This window comes from Streptomyces sp. Ru62, from assembly GCF_002920615.1.
Classification (GTDB): Bacteria; Actinomycetota; Actinomycetes; order Streptomycetales; family Streptomycetaceae; genus Streptomyces.
In genome coordinates this window covers 17163-40941 of sequence record NZ_PQSU01000038.1, presented here as the reverse complement: position 1 = coordinate 40941, position 23779 = coordinate 17163, and the positions used below count along the sequence as shown (strand labels likewise).

Sequence of the window (23779 nt, the reverse complement as noted above, 5' to 3'; positions counted from 1 at the left end):
TCGACCCGCCCCCCCCAGACACCTCATTCCTCGTGGTCGATCACGAAACCGGCCGACCGGCCGACGAAATCCTGTGCCGCGGGGACCTCGCCTTGGTCTACGGCGGCCAGGGAATGATCGAGAAGTACCACAGCGACTTCGGAGTGCTGCCCCAGGGCCCTGGCCGCTCGACGATCCTGATCACCGCCGGCGTGTACTGGCACACCTATCTGGACACGGTCGTCAGCTCGCCAGATCACCAGAGGACGATTCGAGACCGGAAGGTGGACAAATGAGCAACGAGGCCGTGTGGGTAAGGGGCGTGACGGGCATCCAGCTGCACCACGTCACCAATCTTCAAGATGCCCGGCGATTCCTGGGCAATGCCATCATGGCGCTGAAGGCGGCGCACGTGAGAACCGGCGACGCCAGGTTCTCCGGCTTCGCCGAGCAGCTCAAGGGCATGCTCGCCCAAGCGGGCACCCTGGAGGGCGAGGCCCGGGCACGCATGCAGCAACTGCACGCCATGGACCCCGAGCGCTTCACACGCTGCCGGGAGGGCGAGGAGCCGTGGCCGGACGAGCTCCAGGCGGGTTTCGTCCCCCGCCACACCTGCCGCGACAAGTGCCTGTACCACGACCATGAGGTGCTGGACGGAATCCTGCAGTGCACCTGCGGCCGTCCCCCGTGCCGCGGCTGCGCGATCGCTGGCACTCCCTGAGCGTGCGCCCGTGCACGCCCGCCCGGGCGACACAGGCGATGCAGCGGCGAAACGACGACGGGCTCGATAGCGCACAAGGAGCCGAACCATCATGTGGGAAGAGGCATAGCAGTGCCGAAGCGATACGACTACGTGGTGGTGGGGGGCCGGGAGCGCCGGCTGTGTGATGGCCGGGCGGCTGTCGGAGGATCCGGACCGCAGTGTGCTGCTGATCGAGGCGGGCACCGCCCACTGCCCGGAGGAGAGCCGTGTCCCCGCCCGGCACGCTGGTGGCCGGACTCCACATGGCCAGGCAGATCGGAACGACGGCGCCGTTCGCCCGCTGGGGGGCCACGGAAGTGACGCCCTGTGTCGCCGAGGACGACGCCGACGGCTGGCGTGCGTACGTGCGTCGTAGCGCGAGTACCCAGTCCCATCCCGTCGGCAGCTGCCGCCTGGGCACGGACGAGACAGCGGCCGTCGACCTGGAACTCCGCGTTCGTGGAGTACGGGGCCTGCGCGTCGCGGACGTATCCGTGATCCCGGCCATCCCATCCATGAACCCCAACGCCACCGTCATCGCGATCGCCGAGCGCGCCGCGAGCCTCCTGGCCCGGAATACCTGGCGGGAGAACGCGGCCTTGGCGTAGTGACCGGCGACGGGAGAGCGGGTCGGTGCCGGGACGTTTCGATCGGCTCCGGCACGTTGCCCTCCGGATCGGCCGCCGTAGGCGTAACGCACGCCTCAGTGACGACGGGTGCAGGAGGTGATACGCGAGCAGCGGCGCACTCACCAGTCAGGCCGGCGAACACGGCGTCGGCGTCCGGGATGTGGAGAGCGAGGTGGGTGAAGGTCTGTACGGCGGTGTCAGCGAAGGAATCCGCGTGCTGGAGGCGCGGCTGGAACCGGGTCGTTCGACCAACTCCGCACGCAGGCCGGCCGCGTCACTCAGAACAGCGGTGCAGACGCCCGCCTCGGGCATCTCCGGGCGCTCTTCCACCTCGGTGAGTGCGAAAGCACTGCCGCACCGGATTTCTTGGAGAGAGGTCGGCTGCGGAGAGGCTGACGCGATGGGAACGTGCGGTGAGCACGGCGTCCTCACAAGCGTCGTCCACCGGGCCGTCATCATGGGTGATCTGCGCAATGCGTTGCTGCGCGCGGCTTCGAAGCTGGTCGGCGAGCGGGTCCCGCACAGGTTCAACCTTCGGCGCGGGTGAACCTGTGCGGCAGTGAGGGCTGCTGCGCCGCACAAGCACTTCGCCGACCTGGAGGCACTGCTGGCCGAGCTTGCGGCCAGGGGCCACCGCGAGCAACGGAATGCTTCTCGGCCGCTGGGGCGACAGCGACGCCTCAGCCGAACGACTGGGTCTTTTGTGGCGCGTACGTCCGTTCCGCGCCGCCGAGGAGCTCGCCTTGTTCGTACATCACCTTCTCCGCGGGCCTCGACAAGTCCAGGTTTTCCGAGGTGGCCTCGACCGGCGGCGAGGTGGTGGGCCCTCTTGCTGCCCGTGGCCCGTCGGCTGACGCCGGCCCCTGACGACGGCTCCGACCTACTGCTGCGCATCGTCGGCGCCGCGCACGGCCTTGCGGGTTCATTTCGCCAGGGGCTGTCCGGAGTGTGCGGTGGAGCCCTTGTCGCCACAGAGGAAAAGCGGCCCGCACGGCCCGGGACATCATCCGGCACCGCCGAACGTGAGCGCCGATCAAAAGACGCATACGCAGCACCCGCTGGCTTGTTCTGCTGGCCGGGACAGACCTTGAAGCATCCGGGTCAACGGACTTCCCTGAGAGAAGACGGCTCTTCGGCCGGTAGCTGCAGGGCATCCCGGCAAGCAGTACCGGCGCCCTTCGGCCGGCCGCTGAAGTCGTCATCGCTGGCGGCGGCCCGGCCCCTCTCGCAGTGCCGGATCCTGCCGCGGGCGCGTCAGCCACCCTCACCTTTCTCTCAGGAGCAACGTCATGCATTCTTATCCGTCCACCCTGCTGGAGCCCCACACGTCCCCTTCCCTGCGCACACAACCCCATGTCATCGTCCGAGGTGAGGGGATAACGGTGTGGGACAGCGACGGGCGCTCCTACCTCGACGGCACATCCGGGATGCTGTGCACCAATCTCGGATACAGCCGGCCCCGGCTGGTGCAGGCCGCCGAGCGGCAGATGGCCCGGCTTCCCTTCTTCGCGACCTTCGCTCACCGCACCAACGACGTCACGCTGGCCCTGGCCGAGGATCTCGCCCGGATGTCGCCCATCCCTATGGGCCGTACGCTCTTCGCGAATTCCGGCTCCGAGGCGAACGACAGCGCCTTCAAGCTGGCGTGGTACTACCACCGGTGCCTCGGCCGCCCCGGGAAGACCAAGATCATCTCTCAGGAAGGGGGCTACCACGGCACCACCACGGCCGCCGGGTCGGCGACCGGACTGGAGTCCATCCACAGCGGCTTCGGCCTCCCGCTGCCCTGCTTCGTCAAGGTCCCGTGCCCGGATCCCCTCGCGCCTCAGGCGGAGGGGACGACACAAGAGCAGTACGCGGACCATCTCATCGCCCGTCTGGAACAGCTCGTCGCAACCGAGGGCGCCGACACGATCGCCGCGTTCATCGCGGAACCGATCCTCGGCGCGGGCGGAATCATCATCCCCCCGCCCGGTTACTACGCCCGTGTACAGGAGGTTCTCGCCCGGTACGACATTCTCTTCATCGCCGACGAGGTCGTGACCGCATTCGGCCGCACAGGGTCCATGTTCGCCACCGCCGAGTTCGGGCTCAGGCCTGACCTGGTCACTCTGGCGAAGGGGCTCTCTTCCGCTTATGCACCGATCTCCGCGGTCATGGTGGGGCAGCGGGTCATGGACACCATCGCCGAAGGCTCGAAGGGCATCGGCGCCTTCGGTCACGGCTTCACCTACTCCGGGCATCCGGTGGCCGCGGCCGTCGCGCGCGAGGCCCTCGCCGTCCTCGTCGACGAGGACATTCCCGGTCACGTACGGGACACGGCACCCCGGCTCATGGATTGTCTCGACGTCTTTCGCGGTACGGAGGCCGTCCGTGACGTCAGGGGCTACGGTTTCCTCGCTGCGGTCACTTTCACTGCGGGCGTCGACGGCAGGAGGGAAGGCGACATGGGTGCGGCCGTCATGGCCAAGGCCGTCGACAACGGTCTTCTTCTCCGGGCCATCGGCGACACCGTCGCCTTCGCACCGCCGCTGATCACCACCGCCGAGGAGATCACGGTGATGGCGGACCTGTTCGAGAAGTCCTATCGCTCGGTTCTGGCCGAGCCACGTGGCGTGTCCCGGTAGCGCCGACGGCGAACGTCTGCCGTCAGTCCCCGAGGCGACGCATGTCTGAGAGGATCCTGGACGCGACCCTCTCCAGAGGACGCTTGAGGGACTCGACCTCCAGGTTGTCCGGCCGAACCAGGGTGACGACGCCGGTGCCACCGGACGGGAGGGAGACAGGCGCGGCGATGCAGTTGCACCCCGGGTGCACCTCCTGATATTCGGCGGCCAGCTGTCCGAAGCGGAGTGCGCGCCAGATCGCGGAGGCCGGGTGGACGGCGGCCAGTCGTTGTTCTGCAGGGGGCATCACGCGGCGGAAGTGCGGTCCGAACCAGCACCACAGGGTCTCCAAGGTGTCCCCGGACTGCCGGTGCAGTAACAGGGTCGCGCCGGTGGCCTGTGACAGGGCCTGCAGTCGCGGACGCGCAACGAGCGCCTCAGGCGAGGGCTGGTGCGCCGGCCGTGCGAGATCGCCGAATCCCGGCGCGAGTGCCCACTTGTGATCGCGACGCGTCACGATACCTTCCCGGGCCATCTGCTCCAGAAGCCTGTGAGCGGTGGTCTTCGGTATACCCACCACTGACGCCAGATCCGTCACGCCGACCGGCCGCTGCGCCTGGCTCAGGACACGTACGAGCGCGAACGTGTTGTGCACCACTCCAGCGGGCGTTGCTTCCTCGCTTGTCACCGCGGGAGCAGCGGTGGGGTCGTCGGTCATTTCTTCGCTCTTCCGACGGTTCCTGACTCTTCCGACGTCGGCCTGTTCGCAGGAGGCGGGTGCGGCCAAAGCACACCAACCCGGTTCTCCTCGGCGCCGACGTCGAGTCTTGACACACGTGAGAGGTTAATGGAATGCGCCCCGGCGGGCGAGGGGGGCTCTTTTGTGTTCTTTAGAACATTCCGAATCAATGCGGAATCAATGCGGGATCACTATCGAATGACCCGAAATGGCGGTCGCTGAGGGTGCGGGAGTCGACACTGACTGCCATATGGAGGGTTCCCCGACATGAGGTCGGCGGCCCGTTCGGCGATGGCGAGTACCGCGGCGTTCGTGTTGGCCGAAACGATGGACGGCATGACGGAGGCATCTGCCACACGCAGACCGTGGACACCGTGAACTCGCAGCTGGTCGTCTACGACGGCCTCTTCATCGCTTCCGATCCGACAGGTACCGGCGTAGTGGAAGTAGGTGGTGAGACTTTCATGCACATGCCGGCGCAGGGCTGATGCGTCACGCAGGCCGGGGCCGGGAAGCACCTCGGATCCCCGCCACGCGGAAAGAACACGCGCCTCACCGATCTCGCGGGCACGTTGCAGACCCAGTACCAGGGCCTCGACGTCGCGACGGTCCTTCAGGTAGTTCGGGTTCACCAGCGGTGCCACGCCAGGCTCACGACTGGCCAGGCGCACCCACCCCCGACTCCGCGGCGTCATGAGGCTCACGGCGATCGAGTAGCCCTCCGCAGGCCCGCGCAACGCGGGACTGTGATACGGGAGCGTTATGAACAAAGCCTGCAGATCGGGCCGGCCGGTCAGTTCACTGCGCAACAGGACACTGGCCTCGCCATGGTTGTTGTGGCTCACCGGGATCGGTGTCGCGGCGCTGTAGACAATGCTGGTCTGCGGATGGTCCTGGAAGTTGGCTCCCACTCCGGGAAGGTCCACCACCACGTCGACCCCCACGTCCCGCAGATGCTCCGAGGGCCCGATGCCTGACAGCATCAACAGATGTGGTGAACCGATCGCCCCCGCCGCCAGAACCACTTCGCCCGAGCAGTCGACCGTCACCTCTTCCCCGCCCTGGGAGTAGCACACCCCGACGCAACGGTCACCCACCATCCGAAGACGATGCACGAAGGCATCGGTGACGACGTCCAGGTTCGATCGGCACAGCACGGGCCGCAGATAGGCGTCCGCCGCGCTCTGCCGGTGTCCTGCGACGATGGTGAGATCGTGAAGACCCGCTCCCTCCTGCAGACCGCAGGCAGGATCGGTGGCACGCGCATGTCCGGTCTCGACGGCCGCTTCCACGCCTGCCACTGATACCGGATGGGGCCGGGACGCCGGCGCCACCCGCATCGGCCCGTGAATACCTCGCACGGACGGATCGCGCCCCTGAGTGCTTTCGCTGCGCCGGAAGAAGGGCAGCAAGTCCGCGAATGACCACCCCCGGGCGCCCGCCTGACCCCAGGCGTCGTAAGAGGAATGGTGCCCACGCAGGAAGACCATTCCGTTGATGCTGCTCGAACCGCCGATCCCCCGCCCCCGGGGCAGCGGATACGACACACCCGTGGCCGCCTGTGTCACAGACACATCGTTCCAATCCGCGGATGACCCCATCAACGACACCCATGCCCGCGGCGTCTGCACCGGTGCCTCGAACTCGGCGCTCCCCGCCTCGATCAGCAGCACTCGCACTGCCGCGTCTTGCGACAACCGAGCCGCGAGCACACTCCCGGCCGTCCCCGCGCCGACCACCACATAGTCATAACCAGTCACACGAGCCATGATGAAAGGACCCCTTTCTGAAACGGTCCTCTCGATGGAACCCCCCGGGCCCGTTCGTCCCCCAGGCCTGTGCCATTCAGCGGAACAGCCTCCCCGGTCCGCTTGGCCGGTCTCTGAGCGGCGCGGCGGCCCACGACCTTCCTGCGCTGACGGCCTGGCCGGTGTCCCGGCGCGGCACGAACAGCGCGTCCGTCTCTTGAGGCGGCGACGGGCGCACCGGGGGCAGGCGACGGGGTGCGCCTCCCGGTCGTCAGCCGAGAGGGAAGGACGTGGCCGTGAGCCGTTCGGAGAGGTCCCAGAGCTCGGCGGCCAGGCCGGTGTCCTGGGCGGTGGCGCTGCGGGAGACCAGGGTGGGCCGGCCGCGCTGTCCGCCCCGGCCGTCGGGGCCGACGTAGCTCGCTCCGGGCAGGTCCCGGACGGCCGCGAAGAGGATCGGCTGTGCCCCGTCGATCCCGCTCTGCATGACGAAGCGGCCGGCGATCGCCGCGACCGCCTTCATCGCCGGACCCAGATGCCGGTTCAGGCCGGTCGTGGCCGCCCCGGGGTGTGCGGCCAGGGCTCGTACGTCGGAACCCGCCGCGGTCAGCCGGCCTTGCAGTTCCAGGGTGAACAGCAGGTTGGCGAGCTTGGACTGGCCGTAGGCGGCCGAGGAGCGGTAGCGCCGGTGTTCCCAGTTGGGGTCGTTGAGGTCCAGGGCGGCGCTCTTGTGAGCGTTGGAGGCGATGGTGACCACCCGGTCGGTGATCCTGGGAAGCAGCAGGTTGGTGAGGGCGAAGTGGCCCAGGTGGTTGGTGCCGAAGTGGGTCTCGAATCCGTCCGCGGTCCGGCCGAGCGGCACGTTCGCGACACCGGCATTGTTGATCAGGATGTCGAAGGGATGGTCGACGGACGCCGCGAACGCGCGGACGGACGCGAGGTCGGCCAGGTCCAGTGGACGCAGTTCGGTCGAACCGGGCAGTTGCGATGCGACCGGGCGAGCACGGGTGACGTCTCGCACGGCCATGATCACGTGGGCCCCCGCCTGAGCGAACGCACGAGTCGTTTCCAGGCCGATACCACTGTTCGCGCCGGTGATGATCACCGTGCGTCCGTTCTGCGGCGGGATCTGGCCGACCGTCCAGGGGGCCGCGCTGAGGGAGCTGGTCATACCCCCAATGTATTCACTGGGTACATTGTAGTCAATGAACACATTGAGCTAGGGTGACCCCATGACCGAGGCCCGTCCCTACCACCACGGCAACTTGCGCAGCACCCTCCTCCAGGAAGCGGAAAGCGTTCTGGCAGAACGCGGCATCGAGGGCCTGTCCCTGCGCGAACTGGCACGTGCAGCAGGGGTGAGCAACAGTGCCCCCCGCCGGCACTTCGCCGACAAAACGGCGCTGCTGGACGCGCTCGCCGAAGAGGGTTACGAGCGGCTGGGGCGCAGACTCGACGAGGCCCTGGAGGCCGCCGAGGGCGACTTCACCCAACGGCTCGCCGTCTTCGCCCGGACCTACGTCGAGTTCGGCATCGAACACCGCGCGCTGCTGAGCCTGATGCACCGCCCGAAGACCGAACGCAACGCTCGCCTCCTGGCCGCCAACGACCGGGCATTCGCCGCGCCGTTGCGGCTGCTGGCGGAGGCCCGGGACCGGGGTGACATCGAACCGGACACCAGCGGCCGGGTCGACATGACTCTCCTGACACTCCTCCAGGGGCTGACCGTGCTCGCCTCCACGGGCATGCACGGCAACCTCCCCCTCGACGCGCTCGTCACCGGCTGCGTCGAGACACTGATGTCCGGTTTGCGCCCACGCTGATCCGGCCCGCACTGGCCTTCCTCACGGGACCACGCCGACAGGAGGCCAGGCACATGGCCTTCGCTCAGGAGATGGCCGTCGGGGCGCTCACGCGCCGCCGACGAAGCTCCGTGGTGATCGGGGCGGAGCCGACGTAGGACTACCGGACGCGACCGCATTGGACGGCGAGTTGGTCGTATGGGAGGCCAAGCGGCTGGCGTTCGAACGGCTGCAGGGCCGCTTGCGAGCCCATGGAGCCGGAGCAGCCCGGCCGGCCGGTGAGTGGTCAGCTGACTTCGTCGCCTTCGACCTGCTGCGTTTGGAAGGAACGGACATCACCCGGTAGGCCTACCGGTGCCGGCGTGCCGCCCTGGAGGGGATGTTCCAGGAGCGTGGGCTGGCGGCACCGTGGGCGCTGTGCCCGTCGACCACCGATGCGGACACGGTGCAAGTGGCTGACCGGGAGGGCCGTCGGGGGTAGAGGCTGTCGTGCACAAGCGGCTGGACCGCGTCTTTGAGCCGTCGGTGCCGGGTGGCGCGAGTCAGTCCGGGAGACGAGTGAGGCGATCGTCGGTGCGGTCACCGGCTCCCTGACCGCCCCCGCGGACCCTGCTGCTCGGGCGATACGACGACGAAGGCCGCTTCCAGTACGTCGGCCGCACCACGCCCCTCGCCCGCTTGGCAGGCGCGACGGTCGCCGGCCTGCTCGGGGCCGGGCTACGCGAGCATCCATGGACGGGATGGTCGTCGGGTGGGGCAGCCGGGAACAGCTGGACGTCACGTTGGTGGAACCGGAGCTGGTGGTGGAAGTCGGCGTCAACCGACAAACGCTGTCGCTTGAAGGGCTCCGGCACGACTTCCGTGAAGCGGTCATGATTAGTGATCAGAGGGTATTGCGAGTGTTTCGAGTATCTGTCGCACTTCCTGGCGCCACTGGTCGGCGTCGGCGCTGTCCACCCAGCCGGTTGTCACTTCTGATCCGTCCTGGAGAACCCGGTCCAGTGCGAGTATCGCCGACGCGCGAAGCCCAGCCGGAAGCTCGGGCAGTGGTTCCCTGGGGCCGTCATCGGGGTCAATCACAATGGGGCTGTCCGGCAGGGCGCTGGCGACAAGAGCGCCAGCGGCAACGGCTTCGACCCCGTCTCCGCCATCGACGCGCTCTCCCCAGTCGGTGACTCGCTGGAACGCCCGCTTTAGCACGTCGATGACCTGCTGGGAGGTGAGCCCCTCGAGTTCATCGACGAAGTCTGCGGCGAGGTCGCTGTCGAACGGGCCGGTCCCCCACGTTCCCATGCATGGCTCCTGATACGGCTGTCTCGGACGAAGTCATAGTTCCAGGAGCCACTGGGTTTCCCCCGGGCCCTCGGCCACCCCGACCTGGAGAGCTCGAAACCAGGTAGGCAGTAAGGCGTCGTACGGCACGGCCGCCGAACAAAGCGGGCGGCCAGCTCACAGACGAGGCGGTCCGGGTCCGGGACGTGGATGTCGTCGGCGCGGCTCTCTGCATCCGGGCCTTCGCCTCGGCCTCCGGGCTCGGCGCGCTGCCCAGGGCGGAGGCGAACTCGGCGCGTGGCCAGCTCGGCACGCTCGGCGTACTCGGCCCGGGTCGGGATGCCCTGCGCGAGGTCCTCGACCAGGGCCCGGATGGTCGTGCCGTGCTCGGTCGCCAGCAGGCTTGCCCCGCCCACGCGCGGAAGGCCGCCCTCGCGGGACGCCCCGTGTCCGGGTGCGCCTTCCGTACGCGGTCGGTACGCGAGAGGTGCTCGGTTGATACGAGCGATGTGCTGAGGAACGACCTTCGCGGCGTGCCGGCATCCTTCGGTGCGCCGCGTCCGGACCGGGGCCGTGACCAGGGCTGCGCACGACCGATGCGCCCAACGAAAGGTCGGTACGGTCGGGTGTGCGCGAACAGTCATGGATGTTGGGCTCACGCCGACCCACAGTGAGGCCGCATGTAGGCGCGGCCTCGTTGTTCGTCCGCCCGCACCGCGCATCCGATGGCGCTCTCGTACGGGAATGAAGTGGTGAGGGTCCGGGACGATGCGCCTGGGCGAGCGCTCGTGACCTGAGGGAAGAAGGGAATCGTGCGCTCCTGAGCCCCTGCACCAGGGTCTGGGGGCTCAGCCCTCCCCCTCAGTCCGGTACACCCATGGGCCCACCGACATCCGCACCGTCCGCCGCTCGGCACGGGCCCGCGGAGGCCGGGGACGCCGTGCCGGACTCCACTGGGACGCGCTTTGCTGTGCAGTGCCGAGCCAGGGCGATCACCTCTGGGACCGCGCGGTGCGGTTCCTGACAGCGACTGAGAGGCACCAGCATGGCCAGCGGAACCGTCAAGTGGTTCAACGCCGAAAAGGGCTTCGGCTTCATCGCCCAGGACGGCGGCGGACCGGACGTCTTCGCTCACTACTCCAACATCAACGCCTCCGGCTTCCGCGAGCTGCAGGAAGGCCAGGCAGTCACCTTCGACATCACCCAGGGCCAGAAGGGTCCGCAGGCGGAGAACATCACCCCGGCCCGAGTCTGGACGTCATCCGGGTCCGGGGAGAGTGTTCCCGGGTCCGGATGAGGCGGCGAACACACGGGCCGGCTGGCGTTTGAACGTCCGCAGCCACAACCGGCAGGCCCGCCTGCTGGGAGACGCCAAGTGGCTTCGGCACGTCCGACCTCCACCTCGCGCTACCGCCGTCGACACCCTAGGGATCGTGGCCGGCCCGAAGGCCTCTAGCAACGGAGGCTACGTTGAGCCGACGCTGACCGACCTGCGTACCGGACGCACCTACCATGAACTCCCTATCCACGACTTGACGGACGGTGCCGATACCTCGATCAGCCTGCCTGTCCCGGACGGGGACTGGATAGGAGGCTTCATCCGTGGTCACCACCTGACCATCGAAAACGGCTCCCTGCGTCAGAGCCTCGATCTGCGCCCCGACACTCAGTTCCCCGCCCTGTGCGCGGCCGCAGGGCGCGAATACATCGCAGGTGAACGTAAGTTACTTCCGAAGGTAACTCCGTCGAAGCCACCCTGCGCCTGACAGGCCCCGCAGGCATCATGTGCCCTACGGACGCCCCAACTACACGATTAACAACGGCCAACGGCTAACTGGCCGTTCTCTATCCGGCCGTGTGCTTGGGCTGGTTCGAACGGTGCCCTGCATTGAGCGCGAGCTGCTCCGTCCAAGTGCGGGCGATGCCCGCGAGTACGGGGGGAGTCCCGCGGGGTCTACTCCTCCCGTCGTGCCGTGACCAGGCCCGTTTCGTACGCGGCGATGACCGCCTGGGCCCGGTCGCGGACCCGCAGCTTGGCGAAGAGGGCGGTGATGTGGTTCTTCACGGTGGAAGTGCTCAGCCCGAGCCGGTCGGCTATCTCCGCGTTGTCCGAGCCGCCGGCGATCAGCCGCCACACATCCCGCTCACGGGGCGTGAGCCCCTCGGCGGCGGACGGCACGGCGGGCGCCGCCCGGCGGTCCGGGGCCGTGACGTGCGTGGAGATGAGCCGGGTCAGGAGCCTCGGGGCGAGGATCGCCTCGCCGTCGCGGACCACGCGCAGGGCGGCGACGAGGTCCTCGGGCGAGATGTCCTTCGGCAGGAAGCCACACGCCCCGGCTCTCAGGGCGCCCACGACGTGTTCGTCCATGTCGAAGGTGCTCAGGGCCAGGACCCGGCAGTCGGGCAGTTCGGCGGTGAGCCGCTCGGTGGCCGCGATGCCGTCGAGGACCGGCATGCGGATGTCCATGACGACGACGTCGGGCCGGTGCTCGTGGGCGAGGCGGACCGCCTCGGCACCGTCCGCGGCCTCGGCGACGACCCGGAAGCCGGGTTCGGGGGCCAGCATCAGGGCGAGGCCGCGGCGGACGAGCGGCTGGTCGTCGGCAATGAGGACCTTCACCGTCGCGCTCACGCGTACGCCTCCTGACGGTCGGCGGGCAGGGGCAGACGGGCGCGGACGGCGAACCCCCCGCCCTCCGGCCCGGCCCGCAGGGTGCCGCCGTGGAGGGCGATGCGTTCCCGCATGCCCATGAGCCCGTAGCCCGAGCCGCGTGCGGCGGGACGGCCGGGGCGCGGGCCGTCGTCGGTGACCGTGACCTCCACCTCGTGGACGGCGAAGGTGAGCCGCACGTCGACGTGCGCGCCGTCGCCCGCGTGCTTGCGGGCGTTGGTGAGGGCTTCCTGGACGATGCGGAAGACGGCGAGCGAGATGCCCGGCGGGAGTGACCGCGGGTCGCCGTCGGTGGTGAGGGTGGTGGGAAGGCCGGCGCGGCGGCTGTCCGCGACGATGCGGTCCAGGTCGCCGATTCCGGGCTGCGGCGCGGTCGTCTCGCCCTCGTCGTTCTCGTCGTCGGCCCGTAGAACATCGAGCAGGTGGCGCATCTCGCGCAGGGCGGTGCGGCCGGAGCCCTCCAGGGTGACGAGTGCCTCGCGGGCCGTCTCCGGGGACCGGTCGAGGTTGGCGCGGGCGCCTCCGGCGAGCAGCTGCATCGTGGTCAGGTGGTGGGCGACGATGTCGTGCAGTTCCCGGGCGATGCGGCGACGTTCGTCGGAGACGGCCCGCTCGGCGAGCAGCCGCCTTTGGGCTCGGGCGTTGCGCTGCCAGCGGCCGACCACGGCCGCGGCGCCGGCCACGAACAGCGCGGACACGGCGTTGGGGACGAAGTCCATCAGAGAGGGCGCAGGCAGTCCCGGGCGGACGAAGTGGAGGACTGCGACGCAGCAGGCGGCGGCCGCCGCGCCGACCGCGGCACTGTGGCGGCGTATGGCGGTGTAGAGGGCGACGACGGTGACGGCCCCGTAGTGCTGGCCCACGGAACTGGACCAGGTGAGCGCCACGTTCGCCGCGAGGGCGCACGCGAGGACGCACAGGGGCGCGCGGCGGCGCGCCAGCAGGAGCAGCGCGGCGGCGACCGTGATCAGGCATCCGGACAGCGGTACGTATCCCCGGTCCATCTGGCTGGTGACGGTGAAGCCCACGAGGTCGACGGCCGCGGCGCCGACGGCGACGAGTCCGTCGTGCTGGCTCCACAGCGCCGTCCTTCCGCGCCGGCTCCCCGTCCCGGCCCCGCCGGGGAGCCTCCCGGTCATGGCGTCCGGGAGCCCGGGGCGGGACGCGCCGGCGCCCGCCCCGTTCCATGCCCGGTCGGGGCGCGTTTCGTCCGCGCGCCGTCCCATCTCCGCCTCCCCTTGTGCGTCCCCGCTTTTGCTCGGGTCGCCGTTTGCGCCCCGATGACCTGCGGTTCGTCCGCCCAGTCTCCCATGGTGCCGGTGCGGCGGGGCCGTGGCGTCGGGACCGGGAGGGAGCCGTGGCTGGGAGCAGGCTCCCAGCCACCGGACGGTGCGGGCCCGTGCTCCCAGCGGGTTTTTCGTCCCCAGCTCCGAGGTGAGGGCCGCGCGTGGCTGATGTGCTGGAGACGTGCCGGAACGACCCGGCACAGCGGCCGCCCCGGACGGCAACGGTTCCGCGGCCCCTTCGCCCTTGGACCTTTTGGAGGACTCCCCCGTGATCCGTGCCCTGACCGGTTTCTCGACCCGCAGACCATGGCGGGTCATCGTCGTGTGGGCGGTGCTCGGCATCTTCGTGACGCTCATGGGCCAGGCGCTCGTCTTCCGCGTCACGCACACCGACAGCGCCGGTTTCCTTCCCGCGGAGTACGACGCGGCCGCGGCGCTGCGCGTCGCCCGGGAGGAGTTCGGCGCGGAGCCCGATGCCGACGCGGTGACGGTGCTGGTGGCACGGCGCGACGGCAAACCGCTGGAGGACGCGGACAAGAAGCGCGTGGAGGCCGTGGCGCGTGAACTGAGCGCCACGCGCCTGGAGATGCCGTGGACGGAGGAGCAGATACGGGGGCTCTCCGAGGACTACTCCCAGGTCCCCCGCGTAGCACTGGTGACGACCGCTCCCGACGGGTCGTTCGCGCTGCTCGGCGCACGGCTGCAGGGCAACTCCACCGACCCCGGCATGCAGTCCGTGTACCGGGTCTTCCACGACCGCACCGAGGAGGAGTTCGGCGAGGCGGGGCTGCGTACGGGGTTCACCGGGGGCCTGGCGGACGTGGTGGACCGCGCCGACGCGGAGGAGACCACGCAGATGATGGTCGGGCTGCTGGTGGTCGGGCTGATCGTTCTGGTCAACGTGTTGGTGTTCCGCAGTGTCATGGCCGCTTTCATCCCGTTGTTCGCGGTGTCCGTGGTGGGGGGTGCCGCCGTCGGCACGGTCGTGGGGGCGGCCCTCCTGACCGGTTTCGAACTCGACCCGGGCACCCCGGGCATGATCAGCACCGTGCTGATCGGCATCGGCGTCGACTACTTCCTCTTCCTGTTGTTCCGCTTCCGCGAGGAGCTGCGGCGGCGACCGGAGGAAGACCACCGTGTGGTGGCTGCGGACGTTTCCGGGCGGGTGGGCACGGCGGTGACCTCGGCGGCGCTGACGATCGTGGCGGCGTTCGCGACGCTCGGGGTGGCGACGTTCGGGCAGTTCCGGGTGCTCGGGCCGTCGGTGGCGGTGTCGGTGCTGGTGATGCTGGTGGCGAGTCTGACCCTGATGCCGGCGCTGCTGGCGGTGACCGGCCGGAAGATGTTCTGGCCCTCGCGGACCCTGTCGGAGACGGCCGGGCGGCGGCCCGGCTCTGCGGGACGTACCGGCGAGTTGGTGGCACGCCGCCCGGTGCTGGTGCTCGCTGCATCGGTGGCCCTCCTCGGCGCGCTGGCCGCAGGTGTGGCGGGCGTCCGCATGGACTTCGGAGCAGGCGGCACACCCCACGAGACGGCGGCCGCCGCGACGGCGCGGGAGATCGCCGGCGCCCTGCCGGCGGGGGTGTCCGACCCGACGACGGTGTACGTCACCGCCGACGACGGCCGGGTCCTGGATGCCGCGGAGCTGGTCGTCGTGCAGCGGGCGCTGTCGGAGGTGGCCGGAGTGGGCGAGGTGGCCGCCCCGGTGTTCGACGCAGACCGCACCGCCGCCCGGCTGGACGCCTACCTGACGGTGGACTCCCAGTCGCAGCGCGCCCGGGACCTCGTGGCGGGTCCGGTGCGCCAAGCCGTGCGGGGGGCGACGCCCGCCGGACTCACCGCACACGTGGGCGGCACGGCGGCCGTGTTCGCCGATGTGGCGACGGCGGTCGACCGCGACCTGCGGACCGTGTTCCCGCTGGCGGCGGCGCTGATCGCGCTGATCCTGGTGGTGCTGCTCCGCAGCCTGGCGGCGCCGGTGGTGCTGATGTTCGCGGTCGGGCTGTGCTTCGCGGCGACGTTCGGCGCGTCCGCACTGGTCTTCCAGCACCTCGGCGGCGAGGCGGGCGTGACCTTCGTCCTGCCGCTGGTGCTGTTCCTGTTCGTGGTGGCACTGGGCACCGACTACAACATCCTGATCAGCGACCGTCTGCGGGAGGAGATGGCCCACGGGGGGCCGGCCCGCGCCGCCGTGGCCCGCGCCGTACGGCACACGGCGCCGGCCATCGCCACGGCCGGTGTGGTCCTCGCGGCCTCATTCGGCAGCCTCGCGGTGAACGCGGATCCCGGTACCCGTCAGCTGGGCTTCGCCATGGCCCTGGGCATCCTCCTGTCCGCCTTCGTCGTGTCGCTCCTGCTGGTCCCGGCCGCGGCGGCACTGCTGGGCCGGGGAATGTGGTGGCCGGTGCGCGCGGGACGGGGCCGGCTGGCCGGCACGGACCGCACCGCCTCGGAGCCGCAGGGACGCCGGACGGAGGACCAGCAGGTGTCGGGACAGTCCTGACGGCGTCCCCCTCGGCGGCATGGCTCAGCGCTTCGCGCACTGACCGCGACACGGCCTCGGCCGGTCAGGACCGTCGCGAACACCAACGGGGCGCGGACGTGCAGGGCCGGCCTGCTGCTCCTTGTGGCTGGCGTGGTCGGTGCCGTCGAGGGTGAAGTAGCGCAGGGCGGTGAACTGGGCCTCGATGCGGTTCAGCCACGAGCTGTTGGTCGGCGTGTAGGCGAGTTCCACGTTGTTGGCTGCGGCCCAGTCGCCGACCCGGCTGTCCTTCTTCGTGGTCAGGTGCGGGGAGAAGTTGTCGAGCACGATCGCGATGCGGATCTTCGGCGGGTAGAGGCTGCGCAGGTAGCGGCAGAACTCCAGAAATCTCGTCCGGTTCTTCTTCGGTTTGATGTGGCCGTATAGCTCGTCCTTGGTCAACACGGGGACAGAGGCGCCCCTCGCCGGTCACGGACAGGCTGGTACCCGGCGCAGGAGGTCTGGACGGGCGTCGGCAAGCGCGAAGACCCGCCTCAGCCCGCTCTCCTCGGCATCCCGCTCGTGCACCGGGCGCGTATCTCACGTCGGCGCACCTGACCTCCGGCCGACGCCCGAAGCACACCTGGGCCCCGCGCCCTCCCCGGTGCGGGGCCCACGCGCTGCGCCAGGTGGAGCCAGACTGTGACGCGGTTGCTCCCCGGGCGCCGCCCGCCCGGCGGGTGCTGGCTACGGTCGGGACGACCTGGCGGAGCTGGACAAGAAGACGCTGGTAGCGGCGCTCGGTGACGACCTGTCACATCAGGGGGAGACGAGGTCTTCCAGTTGGTGCGCCAGATCCGGGCTTGGCTGTGGGATGGCCAGGCCGTCGAGCGTGTCGATGGCAAGGTCGTCGACGGCGTCCCTGACCGCTTCCTCTGGTACGGCCGCGACATCGTCGGGCAGGTCGAGGTGGACGGTAACGCCTCCGGGCCCGAGAGTGCTGTCGAAAACCTCGTGAGCGACGGGGGCGTACTGGAAGGGCTCCGCCTCCAGGACGGTGATCTGCTCCGCCCAGAACTTTGCGTCACGCCACTCCCCGCGGTGCAGGTGGAGGAGGTGCATGCATACCGCTCCGGTGGCCTGGCCGCCGTCGGCGGCGTACTGAAGCCAGAACTGCGCGCCCTCCTCGTAGTCGGCCAGGAGCAGGAGGCAGGCGAAGGCGAAGGCGCCGCCGGGGTCGCGGCAGGCGTCGAAGCGGGTGATGCGGCGGGCGGCTTCGTCGTCGTGGATGACGCCCTGGCACAGTGCGCGCAGGTCGTGCCCGGCCCGCTCGTGCAGCATCAGTGGCTGGTACGGGGTGCGCTGTCCCGGCACAGGGCCGGTCGGGGCCTTCATCCAGTGCAGTTCGCTGAGCTGGTCGGCGATGCGGCGGCGGGATGCCTCACGGTGGGCGCGGGTGTAGGTGCCTTCGCGGACGCGGGCTCGGTCGAGGGCTTCTTCCAGGGTGGGCGGCTGGTGGCGACGCTTCGGGGTCTCACTTCTCATCGTCGGTGTCCTCGCCGAACTGCAGTCCCAGGTCCGCGGACAGGCGGCACTTGGCGGCCCGGCGGGTGGAACGCACGGTCGCCTCGCGCACGCCCATGACCAGGGCGATCCGCTTGGTGGAGAAGCCCAGGGCGAACTGCAGGACCATCACATCAAACTGCCGCTCCGGCAGACGGGCTATTGCCGCATATAGACCCAAACTGTCTTCGAGTTCGGTCACTTGTACTTCGAATTCGGAGCGGAAGCTGTCCAGGATTGGGTCGCAGGCCGCCCGGATCGCGCGTTCGAAAGCCAGCGTCTCCTTGACCGCCGGGTCACGGCCCTGATCGGTGAGTTCGGTGGCGACGCGCTCCTTCAGCAGCCGCCAGGCGCACGCCTCGACGCTCTCGCGCACGGTGACCTGCCGCCAGACCACGGCCAGGAACACGAAGGTCTGGTCGACCAGGCGGTCGGCGGCGAGCTGGTCGCCCAGCTGTACGTAGGCGTACTCGAAGCACGCCTGGTGGTACCGCTCGTGGAAGTCCCAGGAGGCCGGCGGCATCAGGTCGCTGGGCTCGTACAGAGTCCGGTCCGCCCCGTCGTCGGGAGGCTGCCCGGTCATCGGCCGCCTCCGGCGTCGTCCAGACGGGCCGGCTCGGTACGGACGGACGGCTGGTTCTGGGCGAGGAGAGTCTCCGCACCGACGCGGACACCGGCGCCCAGTGGACGCCGTACACCGGCGCGCACATCAGGCGGGAAGGCCCGGGCGGCAGCGGCGGACGGCAGGCGGGTGAGGCGTTCGAGACGAGGATTAAGAGGGCATCTGATCTACGTACTTGGTAGCGGCCGCCCAGCGGCGGTTCCGACCCGCGGCCCCGCTCACCGGATGTGCAGGCCGTCCTGGCCGCCTGCTCGGGCAGTCGGCGCGCAGCTCTTGAAACGGAGGAATACCCCGCCGATGCCGGGCGCCTCTCACGTATGTGCCGTCGTCGACCGTTGTCCCCGACACGGCACAGCGGCTCAGACGCCAGGCTTGCCGGAGGGGGCGTACTGACCGTTTCAGAATGAGCTGGACGTGGGATGCGACATCACGCCTGCTCGTAAGAGCAGTCACAGGACTTCATCCCAGACGTCGCCGCCGTCAGCCCAGGTCCACAGCCATTTTCGTAGTGAGGCGGTCGCATGGCGAAGGCCGTCGTGCGGGCCTTCCCCGAAGGTGTAGCCGTCGGCGTCGTAGAGAAGCACCGGGTTGTCGACTGCGCTCAATGAGACATGCCATTCCATCGTGCAGCCGCCGTAGGTGAGAAAGAGCCACGATGGTGGCATGCCCTCTGACAGGTTGCGTTCGTGGACGCTGGCCGCGCACGGCCAGTCGCGCACGTGCCCTGGGGCCCGGTTGCCGTCGGTCAGGGAGGCAAGCCCGCTATCGGGTCCGAATCCTCCGTTGGCGACCTCGGTGTAGAGGCGCCGAAGCAGTTCGGGAAGACGGCGTCCGATTCTGTGCTCTGCCTTCTCGACGTCTGACAGGGAGATCGGAGGGAACAGTGGCCCACGAGTGGCGTCGGCGTAGTAGTCGGTCACCTCCTCGGTCTCGGCCTTGAGCTCAACCGTCCCGTCACTGCCACACGAAACTATGTCGTCTCGTATCCGCTCCAACCGGGACTTGCCATAACGCTCGATGATCCACGCGACAGGGACGTCCGCGCGGTCGAATCGCAGGCCCGGATCCCATGCGCGAGCCTGCAGAGCTTTGATCAACGCGTCGTCGTCCGCCTCTTGCCTGCTCTCCGGGCTGGGCTCATGGCGGAGTGGCGCAGGTACGCCGTGGGGAGAAGAAGTCACGCGTCAGGAGCCTACTGCTGCACGTCGACTGCCTTCAGAAGCCGTCGGAGGCAGATGATCCCGGAGGCGAGTTCGAGCATGCTTGATGGAGGTCGGCGCGTCGCTCGTAGCAGGTGCGGAGTCGTTTGAACTGGTGGAGCCTGCGCTCGGCCACCCACCGGACCTTGCCCAGTCCGGAGCCGTGGGCGACACCGCGTCGGGCGATCACGGGTTTGATGCCGCGCTTCCACAGCAGGCGGCGGTACTTGTCGAAGTCGTAGCCCCGGTCCGCGTACGGTCGCCGAGGCTTGCGGCGAGGGCGTCCCCGCAAACCCCGGATGGATGGGACCGCGTCCGACAAGGGCAGGAGCTGGGTGACATCGTGCCGGCTGCCGCCGGTGAGCGTGACGGCGAGCGGGGTTCCGTGACAGTCGACGATCAAGTGGTGCTTGGAGCCGGGGCAGGCCCGATCGACGGGCGATGGGGTGAGGTGATCCCCCTGAGATGTCTTTGAGGGCCCGGACGTGCGAACCGTCCACGGCACAGTCGTCCAGGTCCAGCAGGTCGGCGCGGCTCAGTTCGGTCAGCAGGTCGGAGTGCAGGCGTGACCAGACGCCGGGCTCCGTCCAGTCCCGCAGCCGGCGCCAGGCCGTCACCCCGGAGCAGCCCACAGTCTCCACGGGCACGTCACGCCAGGCGACACCGGCCCGCAGCACATACAGGACACCAGCGAATGCAATTCGGGCGGGAACACGCAACCGCCCCGGATGGCGGCGCCGCTCGGGAGCGGGCGGCAGCAGCGGAGCCACCCGCTCCCACAAGTCGTCAGGAACGAGATCAGCACGCACTCCGGACACCCTGGCAACCAAGATCACTAAGCGCAAGACCCGCAGCTCAACTCATTCTGAAACGATCAGTTAGGTCAGCTGGCCGCCTCGGCTGGCGCATCACCAGCAAGGACACGGTGCCAGACCGGCGGAAGCCGTCGGCGAGAAGTCCGGCCTTGTTGCGGCTGGTTGCAAACGGGATTGGTGGGTCGGTCAAGATTGCTCGAACGTCAAGGAGAGCGTGCGTCCCGGAGACCGCACCTCATTGATGTGACGTACATGAGGTGCGGTCTGCAGGACGTCATGTTGCGCGGCGGAGGGGGATGACGACGTTCTCGCCCATGCGCTTGGGGTCGAGCCGGTAGTACTTGATGTGGCCGATTCTCTCGGCTTCCTCGAGCCAGCCGGCTTCGATGACCTCTTTGCGGGTGCGGGCGCGGCGACCAAGCGGGCGTGGTCGCCAGGGAGCTGGCCGATGCGGTGTTTAGTGCGGGCTTTGGTGAGTCAGGCGCCGAGGTTGACGATGTCGCCATCGACGCGGATGGTCGCGCGGGCGGTGGGGGCGCGGCCTGTGCGGTGGAGGAAGAGTTCCAGGAGCTGGACGTCGAAGGTGCGACGGGGCGGCGGGCGAGGCCGAGGGGATCGGTGTCGGGGTGAGGCTGAGGGCGGTCATCAGCTGTTGCTGGCCGGGCGCGAGGGCCTGCCAGGTCGTGAGCTGAAGTCCCGCACGCACCCCGAGGGCTGCTGTCAGTGCCACCAGCGATGATCACCTGGACCGATGCTGACGGCACCCCGCGCGCCGCCGCCGTCGCCTACGACGAGGTCTGCGCCGGCCGGCGGCGGGACGAACTGCAGAAGGTCGGGGCCACCGACATCGAGAGAGTGGACGTGAAGCCCGGCGAGCTGCCGGCCCGCGCCCAGGGGCCCGGCGGCCCGGCAGGCGGTCAGAAGTTCCGGCAGCCGCTGCGACCCATTGAGACCGCCCAGTGCGAGGGGTGCCAGGGGCCGCCGACGGCACTACGGGCAACCCCCAAGATCGGCATGTGCGCGAAGTTGATAACCGAACGCAGCCGCTGACCGCGCGGCGGGGGGCGCCGGCCGTCGGCCGCGAGCCGGTGCGGCATCTCTCCACCATGCTGCGCCATGCCGACTCCCGCCCGGCCCGGACGTCCGCCGAAGCACCCCGGGTCAGAAGAGCCCGAGTTGACCGCGACCGGCTTTACCGGCCGAGGGCCGCCTTGGGGCGGTCAGGTAGGTGTCCGAGAGCGTCCCCCAGCGCTGAGGCCGCAGAATTTGGTTTCCGGGAACGGGCTTCACCATGCCGGTGAGGTGGCCGATGGTGCTTTCGACGAGCGTGGCGAGCGCGGTGGGCGTGATGGTGTCCGCGTCGAGGGTTTCGGTCCAGCCGTTCGGCATGCGACCGTCAGGGTCAGGTACAGCAGCATGTCGTTGGCGAGCCCGACGTCCGGGGTCGCGCTGGTCAGGAACGGCAGCTCTCCGACCTGCGCTTCGACTGAGGCCCCGCGGTCCCCCGTATCTCCGCCCCGTATCCCGGATCTAGTGCGTTCACTCGATGCGCCACCCCGTGCCCCGCTGGCACAGTGTCCGCAGCGCACACCGACTGAAGGACGGAGATCATGTCGGACGTATCGATGAAGGGGACGGGGAAGCAGCCCGCGGGCATCTTCTACACCACGGACGGGGTGCCCAGGGAGCGAAGACGGACCTACTGGCGCGACGCCGTGGCCCACACCTTCGGAGCCGTGGACGTCAAGCTCGCCGAGGAGGTGTTCTCCGGCACGATCCATGCGTCACCGACGGGCCGGACACGGGGCGTCACGGTGGACAGCGAAGCCCTGCAGACCGTGCGCACACCGCGCCTCATCGCGCAGTCCACAGGCGACGACCACGTGGTCGTGATGCTGCTGAGCAGCGGGCTCGCCCGGGTCGAGCAGGACGCGCGCGACGCGTATGTCGAGCCCGGGCAGCTCTTCGTCTACGACCGGGCGCGTCCCATGCGGCTGACCTTCCCCGACACCTTCCAGACGAAGGCCCTCGTCCTGCCCCGGCACCTCCTGAGTCTGAGGGAGTCGGATCTGCGCCGGATCACGGCATCTCCTCTCGACTCCACGACGCCCCTCGGCGCCCTGCTGTCCCCCTTCCTGTCCCGGCTCGTGGACACCGCGGGCGCGTATCCGCAGCGCGTCGGCGACCTGATCACCCGCAACGTCCTGGACCTGCTCACGGTGCTGGCCGACGAGCGACGCGGCGGTGACACCACGGGCACACCGAGCGCCGCCCGCGTGTTGCTGATGCGGGTCCAGGCGTACATCGACCGTCACCTGGCGGACCCAGACCTAACCCCGGAGGCCATCGCCCGGGCCAACCAGATCTCCCTGCGCTACCTGTACAAGCTCTTCCAGAGCGAGGGCACCACCGTCCGCCGGTGGATACAGGGCCGCCGGCTGGAGCAGTGCCGACGCGAGCTGGCCCGCCAGGACGCGGCGAGCCGGACCATCGCCGCGGTGGGCCGACGGTGGGGCTTCGTCAGCGCCGCCCACTTCAGCCGGGCGTTCCGGGCCGCCTACGGGATGTCCCCCGTCGAGTGGCGGTACTCCGCGGCACTCGAGCGTCGTACGCACACGTCGCCAACCGGGCGCCTGGATGTGCTGCTGACTGCGGCGATTCCGGCTACGGCCGATGACGCGACGGTCTCGCGCATGCCGCGCGAGCGCTCTGGGGTCAGGCGTCGTGCGCTCAGAGACAAGACGCCGCGATATGACTCCGTATTTTCGAGGGTCTCACCGCCCATCGCTCACCCGAGGACCTCGCCATGACCCGGCCCACCATCGTTCTCGTCCATGGAGCGTTCGCCGACGCCTCCTCCTACGCCCCCGTCACCTCCCGGTTGCTGAAGCGGGGCTTCAAGGTCGTCGCTCCGGGCGTGCCGAACCGCAGCCTGCTGGGCGACGCCGCATACGTGGCGTCCGTCGTGCGCAACGTCGACGGCCCGGTGGTCCTCGTCGGTCACTCCTACGGCGGTGCCGTGATCACCATGGCCGGGACCGAGGAGAACGTGAAGGCCCTGGTGTACCTCTCGGGGTACGCGCTGGAGGAGGGCGAGAGCCTCGGCGAACTCCAGGGCGGCTTCCCCGACTCGAAACTGGGCGCCGCCCTCGTCTACACGCCGTCGCCACTGGCGGACTACGACGAGAAGAACCCTGACGTCACCGTCGACGTGGACAAGTTCCCCGAGGTCGTGGCCGCCGACGTGGACCCGGACCTCGCCGCCGTGCTGGCCTCGTCGCAGCGTCCGCTGGCGGGTCTGGCGTTCGCCGAGAAGGCGACCGCCGCGGCCTGGAAGACGAAGCCCGCGTGGGCGGTCGTCTCCAGCTCCGACACCACCATCAATCCCGATGTGGAACGCTTCGGTTACCGCCGTGCCGGAATCGACTTCGTGGAGATCGACTCCTCGCACATGGTCATGCTCTCTCACCCCGACGAGGTCGTGGACATCATCCTGCAGGCAGTCGAAGCAACCAAGTGAGTTCCACCAGGTGAGCTCCACGCGGCTCGGGCGGCAGGCCGCCCGAGAGCCGTCCGAAGGCGAGAACTTCTCGCACAGGCCCGGCAGCCGGCCGACACACCCCGGCGCTCACCGGGACACGGGTCGAC

Annotated in this window: 22 protein-coding genes and 2 pseudogenes; 12 read left to right on the top strand and 12 right to left on the bottom strand. The window is 69.4% G+C overall.

Annotated features, from left to right (window positions below):
- Nucleotides 1-32: 32 nt before the first annotated feature.
- From C3492_RS36870 to C3492_RS36845, 5 genes are all read left to right on the top strand, one after another.
- A complete protein-coding gene (locus C3492_RS36870; RefSeq protein ID WP_146075768.1) occupies nt 33-275 on the top strand; it encodes a hypothetical protein in 243 nt (80 codons plus the stop codon).
- Entirely contained in the window at nt 272-700 is a 429-nt protein-coding gene (locus C3492_RS36865; RefSeq protein ID WP_181140737.1) for a hypothetical protein, read from the top strand. The genes C3492_RS36870 and C3492_RS36865 overlap by 4 nt, the downstream gene beginning before the upstream one ends.
- 248 nt (nt 701-948) lie before the next feature.
- On the top strand, nt 949-1329 hold the full coding sequence (locus C3492_RS36860) for a GMC oxidoreductase (RefSeq protein ID WP_258056119.1): 381 nt from the start codon (nt 949-951) through the stop codon (nt 1327-1329).
- 193 nt (nt 1330-1522) lie between these two features.
- Entirely contained in the window at nt 1523-1897 is a 375-nt protein-coding gene (locus C3492_RS46330) for a hypothetical protein (RefSeq protein WP_258056118.1), read from the top strand.
- Between the two features lie 742 nt (nt 1898-2639).
- A complete protein-coding gene (locus C3492_RS36845; protein ID WP_258056117.1) occupies nt 2640-3977 on the top strand; it encodes an aspartate aminotransferase family protein in 1338 nt (445 codons plus the stop codon).
- Nucleotides 3978-3999: 22 nt separating this feature from the next.
- Here C3492_RS36845 and C3492_RS36840 read toward each other — a convergent pair whose 3' ends face one another.
- The 3 genes from C3492_RS36840 to C3492_RS36830 form a co-directional block, all read right to left on the bottom strand.
- The gene (locus C3492_RS36840) at nt 4000-4674 is read right to left on the bottom strand and encodes a helix-turn-helix domain-containing protein (RefSeq protein ID WP_103816975.1); all 675 of its coding nucleotides are present in this window, start codon (nt 4672-4674) and stop codon (nt 4000-4002) included.
- Nucleotides 4675-4886: 212 nt separating this feature from the next.
- Nucleotides 4887-6464 (bottom strand): GMC family oxidoreductase, encoded by a 1578-nt coding sequence (locus C3492_RS36835; RefSeq protein WP_103816974.1) that lies wholly within the window; start codon nt 6462-6464, stop codon nt 4887-4889.
- A 250-nt stretch (nt 6465-6714) separates the two neighbouring features.
- Complete coding sequence (locus C3492_RS36830; RefSeq protein WP_103816973.1) at nt 6715-7611, bottom strand: oxidoreductase; 897 nt, start codon at nt 7609-7611, stop codon at nt 6715-6717.
- Nucleotides 7612-7672: 61 nt separating this feature from the next.
- On the opposite strand from C3492_RS36830, the gene C3492_RS36825 reads away from it, so the two are divergent.
- Nucleotides 7673-8263 carry a TetR/AcrR family transcriptional regulator gene (locus C3492_RS36825; protein WP_103816972.1) on the top strand — a complete coding sequence of 197 codons (591 nt, stop codon included), beginning with the start codon at nt 7673-7675 and terminating at the stop codon, nt 8261-8263.
- 855 nt (nt 8264-9118) lie between these two features.
- Here C3492_RS36825 and C3492_RS36815 read toward each other — a convergent pair.
- On the bottom strand, nt 9119-9535 hold the full coding sequence (locus C3492_RS36815; protein ID WP_103816971.1) for a DUF4259 domain-containing protein: 417 nt from the start codon (nt 9533-9535) through the stop codon (nt 9119-9121).
- Between the two features lie 1024 nt (nt 9536-10559).
- Here C3492_RS36815 and C3492_RS36805 point away from each other — a divergent pair.
- Together C3492_RS36805 and C3492_RS44320 are read left to right on the top strand one after the other, a co-directional pair.
- Nucleotides 10560-10811 (top strand): cold-shock protein, encoded by a 252-nt coding sequence (locus C3492_RS36805; RefSeq protein ID WP_103816970.1) that lies wholly within the window; start codon nt 10560-10562, stop codon nt 10809-10811.
- A gap of 136 nt (nt 10812-10947) precedes the next feature.
- The gene (locus C3492_RS44320; RefSeq protein WP_146075767.1) at nt 10948-11280 is read left to right on the top strand and encodes a hypothetical protein; all 333 of its coding nucleotides are present in this window, start codon (nt 10948-10950) and stop codon (nt 11278-11280) included.
- Nucleotides 11281-11468: 188 nt separating this feature from the next.
- Here C3492_RS44320 and C3492_RS36800 read toward each other — a convergent pair whose 3' ends face one another.
- Both C3492_RS36800 and C3492_RS36795 read right to left on the bottom strand, forming a co-directional pair.
- Nucleotides 11469-12146, bottom strand: coding sequence for a response regulator transcription factor (locus tag C3492_RS36800; RefSeq protein WP_103816969.1), 678 nt, complete (start codon nt 12144-12146; stop codon nt 11469-11471).
- The gene (locus tag C3492_RS36795) at nt 12143-13411 is read right to left on the bottom strand and encodes a sensor histidine kinase (protein ID WP_181140736.1); all 1269 of its coding nucleotides are present in this window, start codon (nt 13409-13411) and stop codon (nt 12143-12145) included. The genes C3492_RS36800 and C3492_RS36795 overlap by 4 nt, the downstream gene beginning before the upstream one ends.
- A gap of 328 nt (nt 13412-13739) precedes the next feature.
- Between C3492_RS36795 and C3492_RS36790 the strand changes: the two genes are divergently transcribed.
- Complete coding sequence (locus tag C3492_RS36790; protein ID WP_103816967.1) at nt 13740-15974, top strand: MMPL family transporter; 2235 nt, start codon at nt 13740-13742, stop codon at nt 15972-15974.
- A 114-nt stretch (nt 15975-16088) separates the two neighbouring features.
- Here C3492_RS36790 and C3492_RS36785 read toward each other — a convergent pair.
- The 5 genes and pseudogenes from C3492_RS36785 to C3492_RS36765 form a co-directional block, all read right to left on the bottom strand.
- Nucleotides 16089-16394: pseudogene (locus tag C3492_RS36785) on the bottom strand (transposase); the annotation flags it as partial.
- A gap of 357 nt (nt 16395-16751) precedes the next feature.
- Nucleotides 16752-17477: a hypothetical protein gene (locus C3492_RS36780; RefSeq protein WP_103816966.1), complete on the bottom strand. Its 726-nt coding sequence runs from the start codon at nt 17475-17477 to the stop codon at nt 16752-16754.
- Nucleotides 17467-18078 (bottom strand): RNA polymerase sigma factor, encoded by a 612-nt coding sequence (locus C3492_RS36775; RefSeq protein ID WP_258056114.1) that lies wholly within the window; start codon nt 18076-18078, stop codon nt 17467-17469. Before C3492_RS36775 ends, C3492_RS36780 begins: the two co-directional genes overlap by 11 nt.
- 488 nt (nt 18079-18566) lie before the next feature.
- On the bottom strand, nt 18567-19298 hold the full coding sequence (locus C3492_RS36770) for a hypothetical protein (RefSeq protein WP_258056113.1): 732 nt from the start codon (nt 19296-19298) through the stop codon (nt 18567-18569).
- A 14-nt stretch (nt 19299-19312) separates the two neighbouring features.
- Nucleotides 19313-20125, bottom strand: a pseudogene (locus C3492_RS36765) (IS5 family transposase); the annotation flags it as partial.
- A 741-nt stretch (nt 20126-20866) separates the two neighbouring features.
- Between C3492_RS36765 and C3492_RS36750 the strand changes: the two are divergent.
- Nucleotides 20867-21181 (top strand): hypothetical protein, encoded by a 315-nt coding sequence (locus C3492_RS36750; protein ID WP_103816964.1) that lies wholly within the window; start codon nt 20867-20869, stop codon nt 21179-21181.
- Nucleotides 21182-21292: 111 nt separating this feature from the next.
- Here the strand turns inward: C3492_RS36750 and C3492_RS36745 are convergent, their stop codons facing one another.
- Entirely contained in the window at nt 21293-21520 is a 228-nt protein-coding gene (locus C3492_RS36745) for a hypothetical protein (protein ID WP_103816963.1), read from the bottom strand.
- A 221-nt stretch (nt 21521-21741) separates the two neighbouring features.
- On the opposite strand from C3492_RS36745, the gene C3492_RS36740 reads away from it, so the two are divergent.
- Both C3492_RS36740 and C3492_RS36735 read left to right on the top strand, forming a co-directional pair.
- Entirely contained in the window at nt 21742-22941 is a 1200-nt protein-coding gene (locus C3492_RS36740) for a helix-turn-helix domain-containing protein (protein ID WP_103816962.1), read from the top strand.
- The gene (locus C3492_RS36735) at nt 22938-23651 is read left to right on the top strand and encodes an alpha/beta fold hydrolase (RefSeq protein WP_103816961.1); all 714 of its coding nucleotides are present in this window, start codon (nt 22938-22940) and stop codon (nt 23649-23651) included. The genes C3492_RS36740 and C3492_RS36735 overlap by 4 nt, the downstream gene beginning before the upstream one ends.
- Nucleotides 23652-23779: the final 128 nt, after the last annotated feature.

Coding starts and splice junctions, on each gene's coding strand:
- C3492_RS36795 (WP_181140736.1), bottom strand. CDS start 13,411: ATGGGACGGCGCGCGGACGAAACGCGCCCCGACCGGGCATGGAACGGG.
- C3492_RS36775 (WP_258056114.1), bottom strand. CDS start 18,078: ATGACCGGGCAGCCTCCCGACGACGGGGCGGACCGGACTCTGTACGAG.
- C3492_RS36865 (WP_181140737.1), top strand. CDS start 272: ATGAGCAACGAGGCCGTGTGGGTAAGGGGCGTGACGGGCATCCAGCTG.
- C3492_RS36835 (WP_103816974.1), bottom strand. CDS start 6,464: ATGGCTCGTGTGACTGGTTATGACTATGTGGTGGTCGGCGCGGGGACG.
- C3492_RS36735 (WP_103816961.1), top strand. CDS start 22,938: ATGACCCGGCCCACCATCGTTCTCGTCCATGGAGCGTTCGCCGACGCC.
- C3492_RS36830 (WP_103816973.1), bottom strand. CDS start 7,611: ATGACCAGCTCCCTCAGCGCGGCCCCCTGGACGGTCGGCCAGATCCCG.
- C3492_RS36780 (WP_103816966.1), bottom strand. CDS start 17,477: ATGAGAAGTGAGACCCCGAAGCGTCGCCACCAGCCGCCCACCCTGGAA.
- C3492_RS36845 (WP_258056117.1), top strand. CDS start 2,640: ATGCATTCTTATCCGTCCACCCTGCTGGAGCCCCACACGTCCCCTTCC.
- C3492_RS36815 (WP_103816971.1), bottom strand. CDS start 9,535: ATGGGAACGTGGGGGACCGGCCCGTTCGACAGCGACCTCGCCGCAGAC.
- C3492_RS36750 (WP_103816964.1), top strand. CDS start 20,867: ATGATCACCTGGACCGATGCTGACGGCACCCCGCGCGCCGCCGCCGTC.
- C3492_RS36805 (WP_103816970.1), top strand. CDS start 10,560: ATGGCCAGCGGAACCGTCAAGTGGTTCAACGCCGAAAAGGGCTTCGGC.
- C3492_RS36745 (WP_103816963.1), bottom strand. CDS start 21,520: ATGCCGAACGGCTGGACCGAAACCCTCGACGCGGACACCATCACGCCC.
- C3492_RS36840 (WP_103816975.1), bottom strand. CDS start 4,674: ATGACCGACGACCCCACCGCTGCTCCCGCGGTGACAAGCGAGGAAGCA.
- C3492_RS36825 (WP_103816972.1), top strand. CDS start 7,673: ATGACCGAGGCCCGTCCCTACCACCACGGCAACTTGCGCAGCACCCTC.
- C3492_RS36740 (WP_103816962.1), top strand. CDS start 21,742: ATGTCGGACGTATCGATGAAGGGGACGGGGAAGCAGCCCGCGGGCATC.